Annotated in this window: 15 protein-coding genes, 1 pseudogene and 1 CRISPR repeat array; of the genes and pseudogenes, 11 read left to right on the top strand and 5 right to left on the bottom strand. The window is 40.8% G+C overall.

Features of this window, described 5'->3' with window-relative positions; translation table 11 throughout:
- Positions 1-20: 20 nt before the first annotated feature.
- Positions 21-1,214 carry a nucleotidyltransferase domain-containing protein gene (locus tag WMO28_RS14320; RefSeq protein WP_349057431.1) on the bottom strand — a complete coding sequence of 398 codons (1,194 nt, stop codon included), beginning with the start codon at positions 1,212-1,214 and terminating at the stop codon, positions 21-23.
- Positions 1,215-1,288: 74 nt separating this feature from the next.
- On the opposite strand from WMO28_RS14320, the gene WMO28_RS14315 reads away from it, so the two are divergent.
- A complete protein-coding gene (locus tag WMO28_RS14315; protein WP_349057430.1) occupies positions 1,289-1,552 on the top strand; it encodes a PqqD family protein in 264 nt (87 codons plus the stop codon).
- Between the two features lie 2 nt (positions 1,553-1,554).
- On the opposite strand, the gene WMO28_RS14310 is transcribed toward WMO28_RS14315, so the two are convergent.
- On the bottom strand, positions 1,555-2,019 hold the full coding sequence (locus WMO28_RS14310; RefSeq protein ID WP_178773297.1) for a S24/S26 family peptidase: 465 nt from the start codon (positions 2,017-2,019) through the stop codon (positions 1,555-1,557).
- 272 nt (positions 2,020-2,291) lie between these two features.
- On the opposite strand from WMO28_RS14310, the gene WMO28_RS14305 reads away from it, so the two are divergent.
- Positions 2,292-2,675: a hypothetical protein gene (locus WMO28_RS14305; RefSeq protein WP_349057429.1), complete on the top strand. Its 384-nt coding sequence runs from the start codon at positions 2,292-2,294 to the stop codon at positions 2,673-2,675.
- Positions 2,676-2,812: 137 nt separating this feature from the next.
- Here the strand turns inward: WMO28_RS14305 and WMO28_RS14300 are convergent, their stop codons facing one another.
- On the bottom strand, positions 2,813-4,582 hold the full coding sequence (locus tag WMO28_RS14300; protein ID WP_349057428.1) for a peptidase domain-containing ABC transporter: 1,770 nt from the start codon (positions 4,580-4,582) through the stop codon (positions 2,813-2,815).
- Positions 4,572-5,741, bottom strand: a complete 1,170-nt coding sequence (locus tag WMO28_RS14295; protein WP_349057427.1) for a PqqD family protein — start codon at positions 5,739-5,741, stop codon at positions 4,572-4,574. Before WMO28_RS14295 ends, WMO28_RS14300 begins: the two co-directional genes overlap by 11 nt.
- 171 nt (positions 5,742-5,912) lie before the next feature.
- Between WMO28_RS14295 and guaA the strand changes: the two genes are divergently transcribed.
- The 9 genes from guaA (at position 5,913) to cas2 (ending at position 16,314) form a co-directional block, all read left to right on the top strand.
- Positions 5,913-7,490 carry a glutamine-hydrolyzing GMP synthase gene (guaA, locus tag WMO28_RS14290; RefSeq protein WP_349057426.1) on the top strand — a complete coding sequence of 526 codons (1,578 nt, stop codon included), beginning with the start codon at positions 5,913-5,915 and terminating at the stop codon, positions 7,488-7,490.
- 435 nt (positions 7,491-7,925) lie between these two features.
- Positions 7,926-8,195, top strand: coding sequence for a DUF3892 domain-containing protein (locus WMO28_RS14285; RefSeq protein WP_349057425.1), 270 nt, complete (start codon positions 7,926-7,928; stop codon positions 8,193-8,195).
- Positions 8,196-8,352: 157 nt separating this feature from the next.
- Positions 8,353-10,806: a CRISPR-associated helicase Cas3' gene (cas3, locus tag WMO28_RS14280; protein ID WP_349057424.1), complete on the top strand. Its 2,454-nt coding sequence runs from the start codon at positions 8,353-8,355 to the stop codon at positions 10,804-10,806.
- A gap of 14 nt (positions 10,807-10,820) precedes the next feature.
- Positions 10,821-11,558: a type I-C CRISPR-associated protein Cas5c gene (gene cas5c / locus WMO28_RS14275; RefSeq protein ID WP_173755640.1), complete on the top strand. Its 738-nt coding sequence runs from the start codon at positions 10,821-10,823 to the stop codon at positions 11,556-11,558.
- Positions 11,555-13,468: a type I-C CRISPR-associated protein Cas8c/Csd1 gene (cas8c, locus tag WMO28_RS14270; protein WP_349057423.1), complete on the top strand. Its 1,914-nt coding sequence runs from the start codon at positions 11,555-11,557 to the stop codon at positions 13,466-13,468. The genes cas5c and cas8c overlap by 4 nt, the downstream gene beginning before the upstream one ends.
- Positions 13,469-13,471: 3 nt before the next feature.
- Positions 13,472-14,329: a type I-C CRISPR-associated protein Cas7/Csd2 gene (gene cas7c, locus WMO28_RS14265; protein WP_349057422.1), complete on the top strand. Its 858-nt coding sequence runs from the start codon at positions 13,472-13,474 to the stop codon at positions 14,327-14,329.
- Complete coding sequence (gene cas4, locus WMO28_RS14260) at positions 14,319-14,987, top strand: CRISPR-associated protein Cas4 (RefSeq protein WP_349057450.1); 669 nt, start codon at positions 14,319-14,321, stop codon at positions 14,985-14,987. Before cas7c ends, cas4 begins: the two co-directional genes overlap by 11 nt.
- Positions 14,984-16,015 carry a type I-C CRISPR-associated endonuclease Cas1c gene (gene cas1c / locus WMO28_RS14255; protein ID WP_349057421.1) on the top strand — a complete coding sequence of 344 codons (1,032 nt, stop codon included), beginning with the start codon at positions 14,984-14,986 and terminating at the stop codon, positions 16,013-16,015. The genes cas4 and cas1c overlap by 4 nt, the downstream gene beginning before the upstream one ends.
- 8 nt (positions 16,016-16,023) lie before the next feature.
- Complete coding sequence (gene cas2 / locus WMO28_RS14250; protein WP_092072094.1) at positions 16,024-16,314, top strand: CRISPR-associated endonuclease Cas2; 291 nt, start codon at positions 16,024-16,026, stop codon at positions 16,312-16,314.
- A 169-nt stretch (positions 16,315-16,483) separates the two neighbouring features.
- Positions 16,484-18,103: direct repeats of the CRISPR family, unit length 32 nt; unit sequence GTCAGCCTCTTCGTGAGGCTGTGAGTTGAAAT.
- Between the two features lie 145 nt (positions 18,104-18,248).
- Here cas2 and WMO28_RS14245 read toward each other — a convergent pair.
- A pseudogene (locus WMO28_RS14245) lies at positions 18,249-18,677 on the bottom strand (hypothetical protein); the annotation flags it as partial.

Here is an 18,677-nt window from a genome sequence, read left to right as displayed (position 1 = left end):
ACAAAAACAGTGACTCCCACTCAGGAATCACTGTTTTCAAAAATTTTGACAAGTTTTGTTTTCTGGTTGCTTTTTTTGAAATTACGAAGTGTCTGCAGGAAGGTTGTATTCCGTACTTTGTAGGTGTTGCGGATGAAGCAGACGAAAGTGATCACCCAGAGTACCGGCCAGAGGATCGGGAAGTGGCTGGCTTTTGGGAAGCGGACTTTCATCTGGACATGACCTTCACGGAAATAGGTAAACAGGTTGACTTTCTGGTAGGAGCTGCTTCCCACCAGAGTCTGTGAAACATCGGTTCCCATGTCACCGTCTTTCAGGATCTGTGTGATAAAATCCTGACAGTCAGAGGTATCGTAGTGGGTTTGGGGATCTGTGGAATCCGGGAGGCCGAGATATATCCGGCAGCTTTCCAGAATGATCTCATAGAGATGGCTGATCCGCGATTCCCTGCACCATGTATGTATCTGGTCAAAATCAATTTCGGATTCATGACGTTTCAGATAAAAAGTGAAATCGCAGAGAAGCCGGATTCCGAATCCGCTGTACAGATAGTGTTTCAGCATGTGATGGATCATGTAAAAAACGTATTCTGTTGGCGGCAGGACTGTATAGCTGTATCCATGGATCATCTGAGATGATTTCTTCAGCTGTGTCGGTGAATAAACGAGATCTACGATCTCATTGGTTCGGCTGTACTGGTACTGTCCGACAACTCTGTAATGAAGCTCCAGGATAAAACGGCGTCCGGTTTTTGGAAATGTATAATAGTAAGTTACATGATGATCACTGAGCTCGTCCTGGAGAATGTATCCGTTGGATTCCAGAAGGGACTGAGCTTCTGAAAGCGTACCGGGATCTGACAGATAAAGATCAAGATCTCCAAGCTTACGGAATTCTGGAACTGGATAACAGTCAGCAAGACTCAGACCTTTCAGAAGGTAGCAGTCGATATTGTTTTCTCTGAGAAGAGATACTGTGATTCGGGTAAAGTGCTCAATCTGATAATAATTCAGCATCATATTTTTCACCTGTTGTTTCATGATCGAGTAGATGGAATCTGTTCGAAGATAAGGCAGTACGAAGGGAACGGTACAGTGCTCCTGTGCCAGGTTCGCCAGAGCCGGAAGCTGCTCCAGTGTGACAGAAACAGGATCGTTGGAATCTGTGCAGATATTTTTTATTATGTTCAGATAAGTTTTGTATATTTGCTCCATGTTGATCTCCTGAAAAGGTATAAAATAATAATAAGTATATCATGAATATATTTGGAAATAAAGGGGAAGGGAAAATGAAAAAGACAGAAGGATATATTGTAAAAGAGCTGGAAGATGAGTATATTGTGCTTCCGGTGGGAAAAAGAACTGAAGAAGTCAATGAGGTGATCTCCTTAAGCGAAACAGCAGGATTTATTTATATCCATGCAGATCAGGCAGAAGATATTGAAGGACTGGCGCAGATGGTTGGAAACGAATATGGGATAGAAGCATCCGAGGTTTACGAGGATGTGAAAAATGCGGTAAAAACCTTCCGGGAAAAAGAAATTCTTCTGTGAGCCTATGAGTTTGGCTTTCGGCAGATCCGGCGAAAAAATGCAGTTAAACGAAAACAGAAAGGACGAACCGGCAGCATCAAAAGCCACACAGAGGACAGAAAACGATAAAAAGGATTCTGTGCGGAAATCTCCCGTCCATTGCGTACAAAAGCTACAAGTTTTCCGATAATCTGATCAGAACGAAGCGGGCCTTCAATTTCCCACTGATTATCACCAACCATAAAAAAGCCCTCTTCTGTGATCTTATCGATGCGGTGGAGCACAAGGATACTCCGGTCACGGCGGTAAAGAACTACATCATTTCTGCGGCAGTCTGTGGAAGATGTCTGTTGGATCAGGGCTTCATCCCGGCCGGGAATAAAAAGAGGGTACATGCTGTAGCCCTGTGGTTTGATGCGGATGATATTTCCGTCACGGAGAAGCTGTTCCAGATCGATTTTCGGTGATGTTTGGGATGTATTGTTCATGGTGCTCGTCCTTAAATTTGGTATAATATTGGTGTGTTTGGTTGTACCCGGCAAAGTATCTGCTCGATGAAGAGGATTTTGTTTGCCTAGTTAGAGCGTATTATAGCATTCCTGTAAATAAAGAACAACAATAACTGACAGAAACGTGTCAGAAACAGCACGATATTTTTTATAATAATACTTGACTTTCAAGGGTCTGATAGATATCATAAAAGAAAAGATGAAACAGATAAATTACTAGTTTTTGATAGTATAAGAGAGGAAAATAAACTATGAAAATGTATAAAAAACCGATAGTAACTGTTGATGCCGGACTGGCAGAAGGCGTATATGCGGCAAGCGGTGCAGCCAAGGGTACACTGAATGTAACATATCATGGTGTATGGGATCGTTGGGGAACCAATGGCGGTAAAGGCCTTGCAATGGCCGACTGGTCTGGTATTGATGGAACGATCACACTGAATATTACATTTAATGATACTGTGGATCAGGTAGAGACAGATGATGCTTCTGTACAAACTTCCTGGTCAGGAAAGACAGCGACATTTACATTCGCAAGTACAGCAAGTAATCCACTGACGATTGGAATTCATCTGAATCACGGAACAAGTATTGATAATCTGAAGATGACAGGATTTACATATTCTGTGAACTAACTGAATCTGTGAATCTAGATCAAGATTAATTCAAATATAAAAAATCCCCCACAGAAACAGGCAACCATTTCTGTGGGGGATTTTTTTAATACATTTGACAAGTTAATGATTAAAAATCAGGCCGATTATATCGCAGCTCAGAACTCCTTCACCATCTTCTGAATCTCCCCATCCCCAAGCACCTCGCATCTTTTATCCCGTATTGCATAAACCCGCGTACAGATATTTAAGACCGTAGGCCGATGAGTTGTCACGATACAGGTTCGGGGGTAAGTATCCTGCATGATATTCCTGAGAACTTTACGTTCTGTGGCCACATCCAGCGCGGAAGTTGCTTCATCCAGCAGAAGGATCGGAGATTTTCTGAGGAGTGCCCTGGCAATGGAAAGTCTCTGGGCCTGGCCCTCTGAGAAACCGCCGCCCCGTTCTTTAATGACGCTTTCGATTCCATCCGGAAGCTTTTCCACGAAATCCCATGCACAGGCCAGTTTCAGTGCCTCGATAATTTCTTCATCTGTGGCATCCTGCTTCACATTTCGCATATTTTCAGCAATCGTTCCCGAAAACATGGTGTTTCCCTGAGGCACATAGGAAAACAGCTTTCTGGTAGACGGTGACATATCCAGCATATTCGAGTGATTTTTGCCCGCGCAGACATGGAAAGAACCGGTCTGTGGCGTCAGAAGGGACAAAATCAGACGCAGCATAGTTGTCTTACCTTCACCGGAAGGCCCAACCAGGGCAACGATCTCATGAGGATAAGCCTCCATGGAAGCGTTGGCAAAAACAGAAGTTCCGTTATGATAAGTATAGCTGAGATCCTGCATATTCAGGCCGATTCCCTCCTCCCGATACTGCTTTTCGAAGCTTCGGACAGCAGAATCCTGGCTGTAATCCTCCTGGGGCATTTCCACGATATCCATCAGTCGGCCGGCAGAGATCGTCAGTGAGATCGCAGAAGGAATCAGGCTGACCAGGGAATTCACTGCACTTGTCAGCGTGCCGGAAAGAGAAAGAAACATGGTCATGGTTCCGTAACTGATCGCATTGCTCCACACACGGTAAATTCCCCAGCCATAACAGCTGTACGATACGATAAAACCGATAATGGACATAAGGACAGAGGTCAGGATGGACATTTTCTGGAAATCCAGCCTCATATCGATATAGTCTTTCTGAAGAGATTTCAGTTTGTCTGTGTAAAAATGGATCAGGTCAAAAGCTTTGATGGTCTGGATATTGGAAAAAGCCTCCTGGTTAAATCCGTAAAGCTTTGCATTCATGGCAGCACTTCGCTGGTTATTATCCCGCATACGCCGAAGAAGCGGTCTGGAAAGCAGTGCGCTGAACGGCATTCCAAGCAGTGCGAACAAGGCAAAGGTAGGATCATAGTAAAGTACGATTGCGAGAGCACTGATAAAACGGAACGTATAAATGATCAGGTTTGGTATCCAGTTCAGGATTCCGCTGGAAATATTGGAAGCATCGGAGCTCCACCGTGTCACCAGATCGCCGGTATGGTAATCCGTAAGAGATTCCCAGTCAGTCACCAGCATTTTGGAAAAAATATCGTTTTTGATCTCTGAATCCACCTTTAAATTAATAAATGTGGAGGCATATCCGGAAGCCTGTGAAACCAGGATATTGGCTACGGAAAAACCGATCATTGCAGCAAAAGTACTCAGAAGTTTTCCGGTCTGGTGGCCGGTGATGATATCGACCAGATCTTTGGAGATCAGGCTGGAGATCAGGGAAACGCCGGTTCCGGTAATTCCAAGCAAAGTATAGAGGATCATAGCTTTCCAGTAACGTTTGCCGTACTGATAGATCCATAAGGTCTGTTTCCATATTTTTTTCAAGGTGCCCTGTTTCAGATGCTTCCAGACCAGAAATATTTTATCTTTCATTGCAGCTCCTCCGCAGGTCAATGGCGTTCTTCATAGTATAGGCAGCAGAAGGATTTTTTGTGCACAGAAAATGGAGCACTGGCACACAGTCCGCGATTTTTTCTGCAAAGGACAGGTTCCTGGTAAGCTGAATTTCTTTCCAGGCAGGAGAAATCATACGCTGCATAACCCGGAGGATTTTTTCCGAAGGAGGTAATTTTTCCAGCCGGTCTGTCTGCGAGTCCTGCCCCAGGAGCACGATCCCTCCGAGCTCATATTGTTCTGTAGTAAAAATCTCAGAGGTTCCGCACCAGGGAATTCCGTAAACAGTGATATGACCGTCTTCGAATCCCAGAAGATTCAGATCCCCGTTCAGATACGGCGTGCCAAAAAGCTCATGCCATAAAGCTGTATGAGTTGATTTTCCCATTCCCGAATGCCCGGAAAAAAGCCAGGCCTTATCATGGTAAAGAATGGATGCGGAATGAATGGCAAAGAGCCCGTTTTTCTGCGCAATAAAAAGAAAAAACAGGCGTATTGCGTGAAACAGGTTGTCTGTATTAAGCTCAGTTGCCTGGGCATGGCAGTGGATCCGCACATAGGAACCATCCTTGAGCATGTGAGCTTCGTAAATATTCTGCATCTGAGGAAAAAGAACAACGTAGCGGTCAGAATTTTCGAAGATAGTCATTTCGGAATTCTGCAGAAGAACCTGCTCATAACAGCGGCTGGCCGGAGGTGCAGTGATCAGCTCAAGTATCTGATCTGGTTCCGCAGAAAACTTTTTATAAAAGGGTTCGAAACATTTGGAAAACAGTTCCCGGGGACCATATAGATTCATTGTGATCCCGGCAATGACCATAGAGCCGGAAGGTTCTTTGGAAATCGGATGGAGATATTCTATGATCATTCCCAGGCCTGTAAGCTGTGTAAGAAAATCCATCACATCACTGCGCAGTTCAGGGAAAAAAGATTCATCCAGCTGATAAACCCTGGCAAGCAGTTTTACCAGCTCCTCTGGTTCTGCTCCTTCATTGTGCTGCAGAATATTCCATAAAAATGAGCTGGTCTCATTGAGGATAAAGCTTTTTTTCTGGTCTGCGATCTGCTGGCCATATGGTAGCAGGTAACAGGTATCTTTGATCTTCCGGAGGGTATATCCGGGTTGACATCTAAACATAATAAAAAGGTTTCCTTTCTCTTTCTGAAAGTCAAAGTTTTCAAAACAGATTATAACACAAAAATCAGCAAAATCTTTCGATGAGTTGAAAATAGACATTGTAAAAATTCTGTGACTCATTTATAATGAGTAACAGATTCTAAAGATGTTATAAAAAACAGGAGGAAAGCCTTGAAAAGAGAATTAGTTATTGTCATTGATTTTGGCGGTCAGTACAATCAGCTGGTTGCGAGACGTGTCAGAGAGTGCAATGTATACTGTGAGATCTATTCTTACAAGACAGATCTTGAGAAGATCAAAGCAATGAATCCTAAGGGAATCATCCTCACCGGCGGCCCGAACAGCTGTTATGAGGCAGATTCACCGACTTACCAGAAAGAATTATTCGAGCTTGGTATTCCGGTACTTGGACTTTGTTATGGTGCACAGCTTATGATGCACGTTCTTGGCGGAAAAGTTGAAAAAGCAGATGTCAGTGAATACGGTAAGACAGAGCTCCTTATCGACAAAAAAGATTCCAGAATCTTCAAAAACGTATCTGACAAAACCATCTGCTGGATGAGCCATACAGACTATATTTCTCAGGTCGCACCGGGATTTGAGATCGCTGCACATACAGCAGACTGTCCGGTAGCAACTGCTCAGAATGAAGAGAAGAAACTGTATGCGATCCAGTTCCATCCGGAGGTACTTCACACAGTAGAAGGAAAAACCATGCTGTCCAACTTCGTACTTGGTGTCTGTGAATGTGCCGGAGACTGGAAGATGGATGCTTTCGTTGAACATACGATCAAAGAGATCCGTGAGAAGGTAGGCGATGGAAAAGTTCTTCTTGCTCTGTCGGGCGGTGTAGATTCCTCTGTAGCAGCAGGACTTCTTTCCAGAGCGATCGGTAAACAGCTGACCTGCGTATTCGTAGATCATGGTCTTCTCCGTAAAGATGAGGGAGACGAGGTTGAAGGTGTATTCGGACCGAACGGTCAGTTTGATCTGAACTTTATCCGTGTCAATGCACAGCAGAGATATTACGATAAACTTGCAGGTGTTACAGAGCCTGAGGCGAAACGTAAGATCATCGGTGAAGAGTTCATCCGTATCTTTGAGGAAGAAGCCAAGAAGATCGGTGCTGTAGATTTCCTTGCACAGGGAACCATTTATCCGGACGTTGTAGAGAGTGGTCTTGGTGGAGAATCCGCAGTGATCAAATCCCATCACAACGTAGGTGGACTTCCTGATTTCGTAGATTTCAAAGAAATCATCGAGCCGCTCCGCGACCTCTTTAAAGATGAGGTTCGTAAAGCTGGTCTTGAGCTTGGTATCCCGGAAAGACTGGTATTCCGTCAGCCATTCCCGGGCCCGGGACTTGGAATCCGTATCATCGGTGAAGTCACCGAAGAAAAAGTACGCATCGTACAGGATGCAGACTACATCTACCGTGAAGAAGTCGACAATGCAGCCGCCGACTACAAGAAAGAACACGGAGAAGATCCATCCTGGATGCCGAACCAGTACTTTGCAGCCCTTACCAACATGCGAAGTGTAGGCGTAATGGGAGACTTCAGAACATACGATTATGCAGTGGCACTCCGCGCCGTTAAGACTATTGACTTTATGACTGCTGAATCTGCTGAGATTCCTTATGCAGTGCTTAATAAGGTTATGAACCGTATTATCAACGAGGTTAAGGGCGTGAACCGCGTATTCTATGATCTTACCAGTAAGCCACCTGGAACGATTGAGTTTGAGTAAAGGCAAAAAGGCTGAAAAATAGAAAAGTTTATAATAAAGGCTGTAGGAATGAATGATTCCTGCAGCCTTTATTTAGTGTCAGATGGAAGTCTGTGAGTTGAAAAGCATGTTTATAAGGATATACTGTAATGTTATAGTCAAATCTTTTTTGGATTTGGCTATACATTGTATTGATAAAAAATATTTTGCATGTTTATATGGACACATTGACAAAGGAAAAAAATAAGCGTATAGTAAAGCTGTAATGAAAAAGAGCTACCTAGTACTGGTAATACTAAGTAGCTCATCATAGGAAATGCAATCCAAATAATTTGAATAGCATCCGGCACATCTATTCTAAATTATTTCTCGATTTTTGTAAACCCTTTCTATGATATTTTCATTACAACAATGAATCTGCAGATTCAATAAAAATATCATAAGGAGGCTTTTATCATGAAAGCAATTAAAATCAAAATGAAGCGTAACTGTGGCAATTCTGGAAATGTACAGGATATTGATTCTGTCTATATAGATCAGACAAGTACATACTGGAAGAAATCAGAAGTTTACGACTATCTGCAAAAATTTCCTAAAACCATTACCGTAAATATTTCACCATATCCATATCTTATTCCTGCAATAAGTTCACAGGGTGAGAAATATGTTCGTTCTGTGGCGAATAGTACATCGAAAGATAATCTGATGATGTTACCACGGGAATAATGATTAACGGTTTGTCAGCAAGGCAGATATATAAATCGAACATTTTTTCGATATCTGTCTTGCGTTAAGACTATAATCATGATAAAATATAGTAAAAATGTATAAAAAATAGAAATTAAATACTGTAAAAATAGGCATATAACACAAGGGGTACTGAATGAAAGATAAAGAAATAAGTATTCCGGAAACGGAAGAGTGTACACTGGCCCATGTAGACTATGAAACACAAAGAATCCAATCTATGCAGGAACACGCAGGAAATGTTGCTCTTTTTTTAAGTAATGTCTGTGAACTTCCAGAATTGAAAAACCTTGTAGAATTAGCTGGAATTCTTCATGATGCAGGAAAACTTGGCACAAAAAATCAGGATGATTTTAAGAATATTCTGAAGTTGGGTGATAAGGTACATAAACATGGACTGGATCATTCTACTGCCGGTGGAAGACTTGCGCTTGAATTAATAAAGGAATGGCCTGTCTCGGAATTTATCAGTACATTGATTTATTTTCATCATGGAATGGAAGATTGTATTAATCTGGAAAATGGCCAGAGTTTACAGGAACGACGTTTGAAAAAAGAAATTGAGTATGCATACATTAAAGAAAAATTTTTCCGGATTTATGATATAAAAACGTTGAAGAAATCCGGAGAGGAGGCAATTCAGTCATATCAAAAAATCTTTAATAATATAAATGAATTTGTTAAAAAACAAGATTCTTCCGGAAAAAAATATGGAAGCAGATATTTTTATCTGGGAATGTATCTGAGAATTGCGTTGTCTTTGCTGATTGATGGTGACTGGACAGATACAGCATGTTTTTTTCAGAATATCCCTTTATCGAAAAGAATTTCGCAGGAAGAGACTCAGGAAATATGGCAGAAGTGTATACATAATTTTGAACAGTATTTGAAAAATGAAATTCAGAATAATCCGGACAATGGAAATCAGCTGAACAGTTTTCGACAGGAGATATCTGACTCCTGTCGGAAGGCAGCAGAAACGAATCAGAAACTATATCGTCTAACGGTGCCAACTGGTGCTGGAAAAACGCTCAGTAGTCTTCGATTCGCACTCTATCATGCAAGGAAAGAACAAAAAAATCGTATTATTTATATAGCCCCCTTCACATCTATTTTGGAACAGAACGCAGAGGAAATTCGAAAAGCAACGGGATTGCCCTCTGTTGTATTGGAACATCACTGTAATGTGATTTGTGAAGAAGGAGAAGAGGAAAAATATCGAAATCTTACAGAAACCTGGGACTCACCAATTATTGTAACGACAGCAGTGCAGATTTTAAATACGTTATTTTCTGATCAGAAGAGTTGTATTCGTAGAATGCATAATCTATGCAACAGCGTTATTATATTTGATGAAGTGCAGGCAATTCCGGTTAAATGCACAGAACTTTTTAATCTGGCTGTGAATTTTCTTTCTCAGTTTTGCGGAACAACAGTGGTATTATGTTCTGCTACACAGCCGACACTGGCTTCTCTTGAAGAAAATAATATCTGCAGGTGTGTGGAGATGTCAGGAGAATCTGAAAAATATGCAAAAGCTTTTAAACGAGTTGAGATTATCGATGAAACGGAAAAATGCTCTGGAGGGATGGAAACAGAAGATTTAAGAGATTTTGCATTAGAAAAAACAGAGGAATATAGAAGTACTTTAGTAATTGTAAATACTACAAAATGTGCATTTGAAGTATTTCAAAAACTGGAAGACGGCTGTACGGAAGAATATGAAATTTTCCATCTGAGCAATAATATGTGCCCACAACATAAACTGGATACTTTGAGAGAAATAAGAAATGCATTAAGAGAAAGAGCAAAGAAGATTATTTGTGTCAGCACACAGGTTGTGGAAGCGGGAGTGAATTTTTCTTTTGGATGTGTGATCCGGTCAAAAGCTGGTCTTGACAATGTTATTCAGGCAGCAGGAAGATGCAACCGACATAAAGAGCTGGGAAGAATGGGGGCAGTTTATATTGTGCAGATGTCCCAGGAGGCAGAAAAACTGGAACATTTGAGAGAAATAAGAAACGCACAGGCGGCTTTGCAAAAGGTGCTTGATGATTTTAAGCATGATAAGAAAAAGTTTAATTATGCATTGGATTCAGAAATAGCTATAAAATTTTATTATTCAGTGTATCATACACAGTTAAGAAAATCAGAAACGAAATTTCCGGTTGAAGTATATAATGTGCCTGTAACATTAGTGGATCTGTTGGGGAAAAACCAAACAGGTCGGAATCAATATAGACGAAAACATGAAGGGAAAATGTATACAAAACTTTCGCAGGCTTTCCAGACCGCAGGACATGAGTTTGAAGTGATTTCTGATACTTATAAAGTAAGCGTTGTTGTTCCATATGAAGCCGAGTCGTATCAGTTGCTGGAAGAGCTGTCACAAGTGCGAACAGAAACAGAGAAGAAAAAGATATTGAGAAAATTACAGAGATACACGGTCGGGATTTCGGAAATCAGAAAAGATAAACTGGGAAATGCCATATATGAAACCAGTGAAGGGATTCTGGTGTTGAGTGATGGATATTATGATAAAAAAGTGGGTGTTGTGGATGAGCCAAAGATGGATTTTTGCAATATGTAAAGGTGGTGAGAAGCATGAAAAAATATAGAAATACAATAGAATTTGAAGTATATGGTCCATATGCACTTTTTTCTGATCCCGTTATGCGTGTCGGTGGAGAAAAGACAAGTTATCATATTCCGACATATGAGGCCTTACGTGGAATTGTGGAAAGCATTTACTGGAAGCCCACGATCATGTGGATCGTAGATGCAGTAAGAGTAATGAATCCGATTCAGACAGAAACAAAAGGTATCCGCCCGATTGCATATAATGGTGGCAATGAGCTTGCATACTATACGTATCTGAAAGATGTTCGTTATCAGGTGCGTGCGCATTTTGAAATGAATTGTAATCATCCGGAACTGGAAGAAGACAGAAATGAATATAAACATCATAATATTGCCAAACGGATGGTGAAGCGAGGCGGACGCAGAGATATTTTCCTTGGAACAAGAGAGTGTCAGGCTTTTGAAGAACCTTGTACATTTGGCGAGGGAGAAAGCTTTTATGATACGATGACCGGAGAAGTAGATTACGGTTTTATGTATCATGGCATAACATATGCGGATGAAGCTGTTTTGGAAGAAGATAAGGGTAAAATGACAGTGCGTTTCTGGAAACCGGTTATGAAGAAGGGGGGAATTATAGAATTTATAAGACCGGAAGAATGTACACAGAAAAGACACATCAGAGAAATGGAACGTAAAATTTTCGGAAAAGATAATTTCACAGGTTTAAAGGAATTTACCAGTGAGGAGGTGGGAGAGTGAGCTGGGTAAACGAACTCATTGATCTGTATGAGATAAACAGTGACAAAATAGGTGTCATTGAGTATCGGGGAGAAATGCCATACGTTCTTTTGCCACCGTTTCATACTACTGTGACTGCACAGATAACAGTAACTATTGACCAGGATGGTAATTTTATGAATGCAGAACCGGTAGATCTTAATGATAAATTAACAATCATACCGGTTACAGAAAAATCGGGAAGCCGTACAGCAGGAAAGGAACCACATCCTTTGTGTGATAATCTGAGATATCTTGCAGGAGATTATACCCAATATTATAAGGATGATGGAATCTGTCATGAACTGTATATTTCTCAGCTGAAAGAATGGGTAGAATCGGAATACTGCCATGAGAAGGTCCGGGCAATTTATTTATATCTGAAAAAAAATACTCTGCTCTCTGATCTGGTTGATAAAAAGATTATAAAATTGGATGAACAGAATCAGATTGATGACAAAGAAAATATTCAGGGAATTGTGCAGACGAAAGCATTTGTACGTTTTATTATTCGTTCGTCAAATTCAGATCTTTTTGAATTAAAAACAGATGAATGCTGGAAAGACAGAACACTTCAGGATTGTTATATAAATTATGTGCGGTCCCGGGAAAAAGAGAAAGGCTTGTGCTATCTTACCGGAAATATGGAGGCTATTTCTTATCTTCATTCCAAAAAAATCCGTAATGAAGGTGACGGAGCAAAGCTGATCTCATCAAATGACAGTCAGAATTTTACTTATCGGGGACGGTTTGTAAGTAAGGAAGAGGCTTTTGCAGTAGGAAATGAAACCTCTCAGAAAATTCATAATGCATTGAAGTGGATCATTCGGAAACAGGGAACGTTTTTTGACACGTTGGCAGTTGTTACATGGGAATCTAATCGACTGTGTATGCCAAGATGGAATGTAGATACAGAGATGATTACATCGGAATATGCCTGGGATGATGAAGAACCTGAAGAAGAAACCATATCAGATGGAAATGCAGTCACAGCTGAAAAATTTTACAAAGCACTTCGAGGATATGGAAAAAAGGTAGATAATACATCCGCAATGATCTTACTTGGTTTTGATGCGGCCACACCGGGAAGATTGTCCATGGTTGAGGAGATGACGCTGGATTCTGCGCGATATCTGGAGAATATAAAGAAATGGCATGAGAGCTGCAACTGGATTCATGAGAAATGGAAAGGTAAAGAAAGAATAGAGTTTTCCGGAATGGTTGGCGTTAAAGATGTAGCAGAGATTCTGTTTGGCATAGAAAGTAAAGGCGGACTTGCGATTGCGGACGCAAACGGAAAGAAAATGTATGCGGAAGTTGCGAGAAGATTAATTCCATGTATCTGGAACGGAACAGAAATCCCGCATGATTATGTGAACAGAGCTGTGCTTAAGGCGTCCAATCCATTAACATATAAAGATCGAAAAAATTGGGAAAGGGTTTTAACGTTAGCATGTTCGCTGGTGAAAAAAGATAGAAAAGAAAGAAAAAAGGAGGAATGGAATGTGGCATTAGATAAAAATCAAAAAGACAGAAATTATTTATATGGACGTTTACTGGCAGTGGCAGATCGGATTGAGTATCGTACTTATGATGATGGAGATAAAGCAAGGGTTACGAATGCAAAAAGATACATGAGTACTTTTTCCCAGAGACCTTTTGAAACATGGAAGGTGATTGAAGAAAATATCCAGCCATATATGAATAAATTGGGGATTGCGGAGAGACGTTTTTATGAAAATCTGTTAAATGATATTTATGAATTATTTGAAGTAGATAGTTTCAAGGATAATAAAAAATTGGATGGTTTATATCTTCTTGGTTTTCATAGCCAGGCTTATGATCTGAAACTGAAAAAGGAAGATTCCCAAGAGAAGGAAGAGGAGGAATAAACGATGAGTGAATTAAAAGGAAAAATTGATTTTACTTTATTTGTAAGTGCTGATAATGCGAATCCAAATGGAGATCCATTAAATGGAAACCGTCCAAGAATCAACATGGATGGATATGGTGAAATATCGGACGTGTGCATTAAAAGAAAGATAAGAAATCGACTTCAGGATCTTGGACAGAAAATTTTTGTACAGTCAGATGACCGTACAGATGATCCCTATACCAGTTTGAAAGACCGTGCAGATGGATGTGAGGAACTGAAAGCTCAGATAGGAAATAAGAAAAATGCAAATCGCGATGCCTGTGCGGCGATTGCCTGCAAAGAGTGGCTGGATGTCAGAGCTTTTGGTCAGGTTTTTGCGTTTAAGGGAATTCCTGTATCATTTGGAGTAAGAGGCCCCGTTTCCATTCATCAGGCGATCAGTCTTTCGCCAATTGATATCATCAGCATGCAGATTACTAAGAGTGTGAACAGCGAATCCGGAAAAGAAAGCAAGGCCTCAGATACCATGGGGACGAAGCATAGAGTAGGTTTTGCAGTATATAAAGTAATGGGAAGTGTAAATGTTCAGCTTGCTGAAAAAACAGGATTCAGTCAGGAAGATGCGGAATTACTGAAAGAGGCATTGAAAACCTTATTTGAAAATGATGCTTCTTCTGCAAGACCAGAGGGAAGTATGGAAGTCTGCAAAATGTACTGGTGGCAGCACGATGAAAAAACGCCGGCTGTTTCCAGTGGAAAAATCCAGAGAGGCTTCGATATTAAACGTAAAGAGGAACATCCAAGAGAATTTAAAGATTACAAAATTTCATGGCATGTAGACGGATGTAAAGAACCGGAGGAGTTTGATTTTGTATAAGGAAGAAGATTTTCTTCAGTTATCCGGAATTCAACATTTTGTATTCTGCCGAAGACAGTGGGCATTGGCTTACATAGAGTTGCAGTGGCAGGAAAATGTCAGAACAGTGGAAGGAAAAATTCTTCATGAAAACGCACATGATGTAAGTATGAAAGAAAAAAGAGGAGATCTTTTGATCGTACGTGCAATGCCGATTCACTCCCGGGAAATGGGAGTGAGCGGCGAATGTGATGTAGTAGAATTTCATAAAGTAAAAGATGGAGTTCAACTGGCAGGGAAAGAAGGGCTTTATAAGGCTGTTCCGGTAGAATATAAAAGAGGCAGACCGAAAACAGATGATTCGGATATTCTTCAGGTAGCGGCACAGGCAATGTGTTTGGAAGAAATGTTATGCTGCGATATATCTTATGGCTATATCTTTTATGGAGAAACCAGGCATCGCATGAAAGTAGAATTTACAGACGAAGTGCGGGAAAAGGTTCGGAAGATATTTTCGGAGATGCATAAATATTATGAGCAGCGCTACACACCGAAGGTAAAAACAAGTAAAAAGTGTAATGCCTGTTCATTGAAGGATATTTGTATTCCTGCTTTGAATAAAAAGAAGTCTGTTTCCGGATATATCGACAGGATAATTGCAGAAGAGGAAAAAGAATGAAAAGGCTTTTGAATACATTGTATGTAACAACTGGGAATAAGTATCTGTCTTTGGATGGAGAAAATGTAGTTGTTTTGGAAGAACAGAAAGAAATCGGCAGAGTTCCTTTGCATAATCTTCAGGCAATCATTACATTTGGCTACACGGGGGCCAGTCCAGCGCTTATGGGAGCATGTGCGCAGAGAAATATAGATCTTTCTTTTATGTCCGGAAATGGAAGATTTTTGGCCAGAGTTACTGGTGAGGTAAAGGGAAATGTAACATTGAGAAAGCAGCAATATCGAATCAGTGACAACAGGGAAGAAAGTATACATATAGCCAGAAATTTTATTCTCGGAAAAGTGTATAATTCCAGGTGGGTTTTGGAAAGAGCTACGAGAGACTATGCAATGCGTGTGGATGTAGAAAATATAAAAAAGAAATCTCTGTTTCTTGCACAGAACATGGGGAAAATAAGAGGATGTGAAAGAGAAGAGGAATTATTAGGGCTAGAAGGAGAAGCTGCTTCTGTATATTTCTCTGTGTTTGATGAACTGATATTACAGCAAAAGGAATTTTTTTACTTTTATGGAAGAAATAAGAGACCGCCTTTGGATAACGTTAATGCCATGCTGTCGTTTGGATATTCTTTGCTGGCAGGAATGTGCGGATCTGCGCTGGAAGCAGTGGGCCTTGATCCGTATGTTGGATTTTTTCATACAGACAGACCAGGACGTATGTCATTAGCCCTGGATCTAATGGAAGAATTCAGAAGCGTTATGGTAGATCGTTTTGTTTTGACATTAATCAATAAAAAAATTATGAAGGAAAAATATTTCATAAAAAAGGAAAATGAAGCGGTCGTTATGACAGATGAAGGTCGAAAAGCCTTTTTGTCAGCTTGGCAGTCCAAAAAACAGGAAACTATTAAACATCCATTTCTGGATGAAAAGATAGAATGGGGAATGGCTCCGTATGTTCAAAGTATGTTGCTGGCGAGATATCTAAGAGGAGATTTGGATGAATATCCGCCATTTTTCTGGAAGTAGGTGAGATAATGCTGGTTTTGATAACATATGATGTGAATACACAAACGGCAGCAGGAAGAAAACGTCTGCGTAAAGTTGCGAAAGAGTGCACCAATTATGGACAGAGAGTGCAGAATTCAGTATTTGAGTGTCAGATGGATGCAACAAAATGCAGACAGGTGAAGAATATTCTAGAGAATATTATAGATAAAGACGTGGACAGCCTGAGATTTTATTATCTGGGTGAAAAGTACAAAAATAAAGTAGAACACATTGGTGCAAAGCCTGGATTTGATGTTACAGATACTTTAATATTATAGTGCGAAAGGTAAGCTTACAGAAATACTTCAGGACATTCGCACCAGAAAATGTGTGTATTTTACCAGAAAAAAATTTACAATATAATAATTTGAATAAAAAAACAAGATTGGTATGTGCAATAAGAGTAAAAAACAATTTTAGATAAATGTATTTTTGTCTAAAATTGCTGTCAGCCTCTTCGTGAGGCTGTGAGTTGAAATACTTTAAGGGTTGGACATTGCAGGCAATCGCGGCGTCAGCCTCTTCGTGAGGCTGTGAGTTGAAATGGATTGAATTTTGATTCCTGCATTACGTTGCCAGTCAGCCTCTTCGTGAGGCTGTGAGTTGAAATGTCACAACCGGAACGTTCTGCTGATAATCATAACGTCAGCCTCTTCGTGAGGCTGTGAGTTGAAATCTTTTTGTGCAGAACTGGCATTAGCATTAAATGACGTCAGCCTCTTCGTGAGGCTGTGAGTTGAAATGAAAAACAGCTCGTGGAAAATACCATTCGCACGTCGTCAGCCTCTTCGTGAGGCTGTGAGTTGAAATGTGTTATATCCTGGTTGCTTCGGGTCGATTGTCGTCAGCCTCTTCGTGAGGCTGTGAGTTGAAATAAATTATCGGGGACTTCTGAGTATGACAGTGAATGTCAGCCTCTTCGTGAGGCTGTGAGTTGAAATAAGTTCTTCCTTGGTAAAAACCCTGTTCGGATTCTCGTCAGCCTCTTCGTGAGGCTGTGAGTTGAAATACCTAACGTAACTAACGGTCTATCATTACTGCCGTCAGCCTCTTCGTGAGGCTGTGAGTTGAAATGTTAACAAGTGAATTGCTCATACTTTTCCTCCGTGTCAGCCTCTTCGTGAGGCTGTGAGTTGAAATATCCTCCTATAAGTATGATATAAGAGGCAGTTTCCGTCAGCCTCTTCGTGAGGCTGTGAGTTGAAATAATTTTACAGGCTGCGATTCAGGGAATCATCGCATGTCAGCCTCTTCGTGAGGCTGTGAGTTGAAATACCTATCGCAATGTCTGGAATTGATGTGCCTTTCCGTCAGCCTCTTCGTGAGGCTGTGAGTTGAAATATTAAGAACAGGTTCACCTAAATTCACTGGCTCGTCAGCCTCTTCGTGAGGCTGTGAGTTGAAATTCCAATCCATATTGGAGTAACTGGACGGGTACCATTGTCAGCCTCTTCGTGAGGCTGTGAGTTGAAATACTGCGTTCTTGATTTCTTCCGGCGAGATTTCACGTCAGCCTCTTCGTGAGGCTGTGAGTTGAAATACCTTGAGTATTGGTGGCGTATCTGCCATAAGGTCGTCAGCCTCTTCGTGAGGCTGTGAGTTGAAATATAGAGGTACGCTCCCCAGACATAATTTGCACTGGTCAGCCTCTTCGTGAGGCTGTGAGTTGAAATACTGCGTTCTTGATTTCTTCCGGCGAGATTTCACGTCAGCCTCTTCGTGAGGCTGTGAGTTGAAATGCTGATTACGATAAGTCTGAGAGTAACCAACATGTCAGCCTCTTCGTGAGGTTGTGAGTTGAAATATGCGGACACTGATAGCATTCACTGTGACTTACAGTCAGCCTCTTCGTGAGGCTGTGAGTTGAAATATTTGAGTAAATACACTACTGAGGTGCGATATATGTCAGCCTCTTCGTGAGGCTGTGAGTTGAAATGTGGTATACCTGGTAGCAACCGGTGGCTGGGAAAGTCAGCCTCTTCGTGAGGCTGTGAGTTGAAATTTCTGCGCTGAAATCAACTGCATTTGCAATCTGGTCAGCCTCTTCGTGAGGCTGTGAGTTGAAATAAGTATCTACAAGATATGTACTCTTTTGCTGCCTTCGTCGTAAGCGTCCAATAAAAAGGTGTATTAAAAAATGATCGTAACTCTTGTATAATTAGGGTTGCGATCATTGGAAAGGTGAAACTTCCGGGGGATTCATGCGTGCAGATTATTTTAAAAAGTATTTCCTGTTACTGTTAAAACCGATATATGATATATCAGGCATTTCATTTAATATAGATCTGGTTCTTTGAGGGCTTAATTCTATATAGAGTGCAATATCACTTGTTTTAGAAGGCCCATTTTCAGAGAGATATGTTCTGATTTTGTCCATATGTTTGAGGGTTTTCGCTGTTGATTTTCTAAAAGTCGTTTTTATTACTTGCTTTTCATCGCTTGTTTTTATCGCTTGTTTTTTATCGCTTGTTTTTCGACGTTTGTTTTTCTGCTTTTTCTTTGGGGCAAAAGTAAGTACTAAAATGGTTCGATCTGGATCAAATTCTTCCTCAATTATTGGATCGACTGTTGCTAGAATATAAATAGTACAAGCCAAAATGAGAAATTCCAAATACACATAAGCATGGTACAATAGAAACAT

It is taken from the genome of Blautia aquisgranensis (assembly GCF_040096615.1).
Classification (GTDB): Bacteria; Bacillota; Clostridia; order Lachnospirales; family Lachnospiraceae; genus Blautia_A; species Blautia_A aquisgranensis.
Note: the sequence above shows the minus strand (reverse complement) of the source record. Positions and strands in the feature narration are given on the sequence as shown.

What these genes read in the sequence shown, in the direction of transcription:
- WMO28_RS14305 (WP_349057429.1), top strand. Translation starts at nt 2,292, where the DNA reads ATGAAAATGTATAAAAAACCGATAGTAACTGTTGATGCCGGACTGGCA.
- WMO28_RS14295 (WP_349057427.1), bottom strand. Translation starts at nt 5,741, where the DNA reads ATGTTTAGATGTCAACCCGGATATACCCTCCGGAAGATCAAAGATACC.
- WMO28_RS14315 (WP_349057430.1), top strand. Translation starts at nt 1,289, where the DNA reads ATGAAAAAGACAGAAGGATATATTGTAAAAGAGCTGGAAGATGAGTAT.
- cas1c (WP_349057421.1), top strand. Translation starts at nt 14,984, where the DNA reads ATGAAAAGGCTTTTGAATACATTGTATGTAACAACTGGGAATAAGTAT.
- cas2 (WP_092072094.1), top strand. Translation starts at nt 16,024, where the DNA reads ATGCTGGTTTTGATAACATATGATGTGAATACACAAACGGCAGCAGGA.
- cas7c (WP_349057422.1), top strand. Translation starts at nt 13,472, where the DNA reads ATGAGTGAATTAAAAGGAAAAATTGATTTTACTTTATTTGTAAGTGCT.
- cas3 (WP_349057424.1), top strand. Translation starts at nt 8,353, where the DNA reads ATGAAAGATAAAGAAATAAGTATTCCGGAAACGGAAGAGTGTACACTG.
- WMO28_RS14300 (WP_349057428.1), bottom strand. Translation starts at nt 4,582, where the DNA reads ATGAAAGATAAAATATTTCTGGTCTGGAAGCATCTGAAACAGGGCACC.
- WMO28_RS14285 (WP_349057425.1), top strand. Translation starts at nt 7,926, where the DNA reads ATGAAAGCAATTAAAATCAAAATGAAGCGTAACTGTGGCAATTCTGGA.
- WMO28_RS14310 (WP_178773297.1), bottom strand. Translation starts at nt 2,019, where the DNA reads ATGAACAATACATCCCAAACATCACCGAAAATCGATCTGGAACAGCTT.
- cas5c (WP_173755640.1), top strand. Translation starts at nt 10,821, where the DNA reads ATGAAAAAATATAGAAATACAATAGAATTTGAAGTATATGGTCCATAT.
- WMO28_RS14320 (WP_349057431.1), bottom strand. Translation starts at nt 1,214, where the DNA reads ATGGAGCAAATATACAAAACTTATCTGAACATAATAAAAAATATCTGC.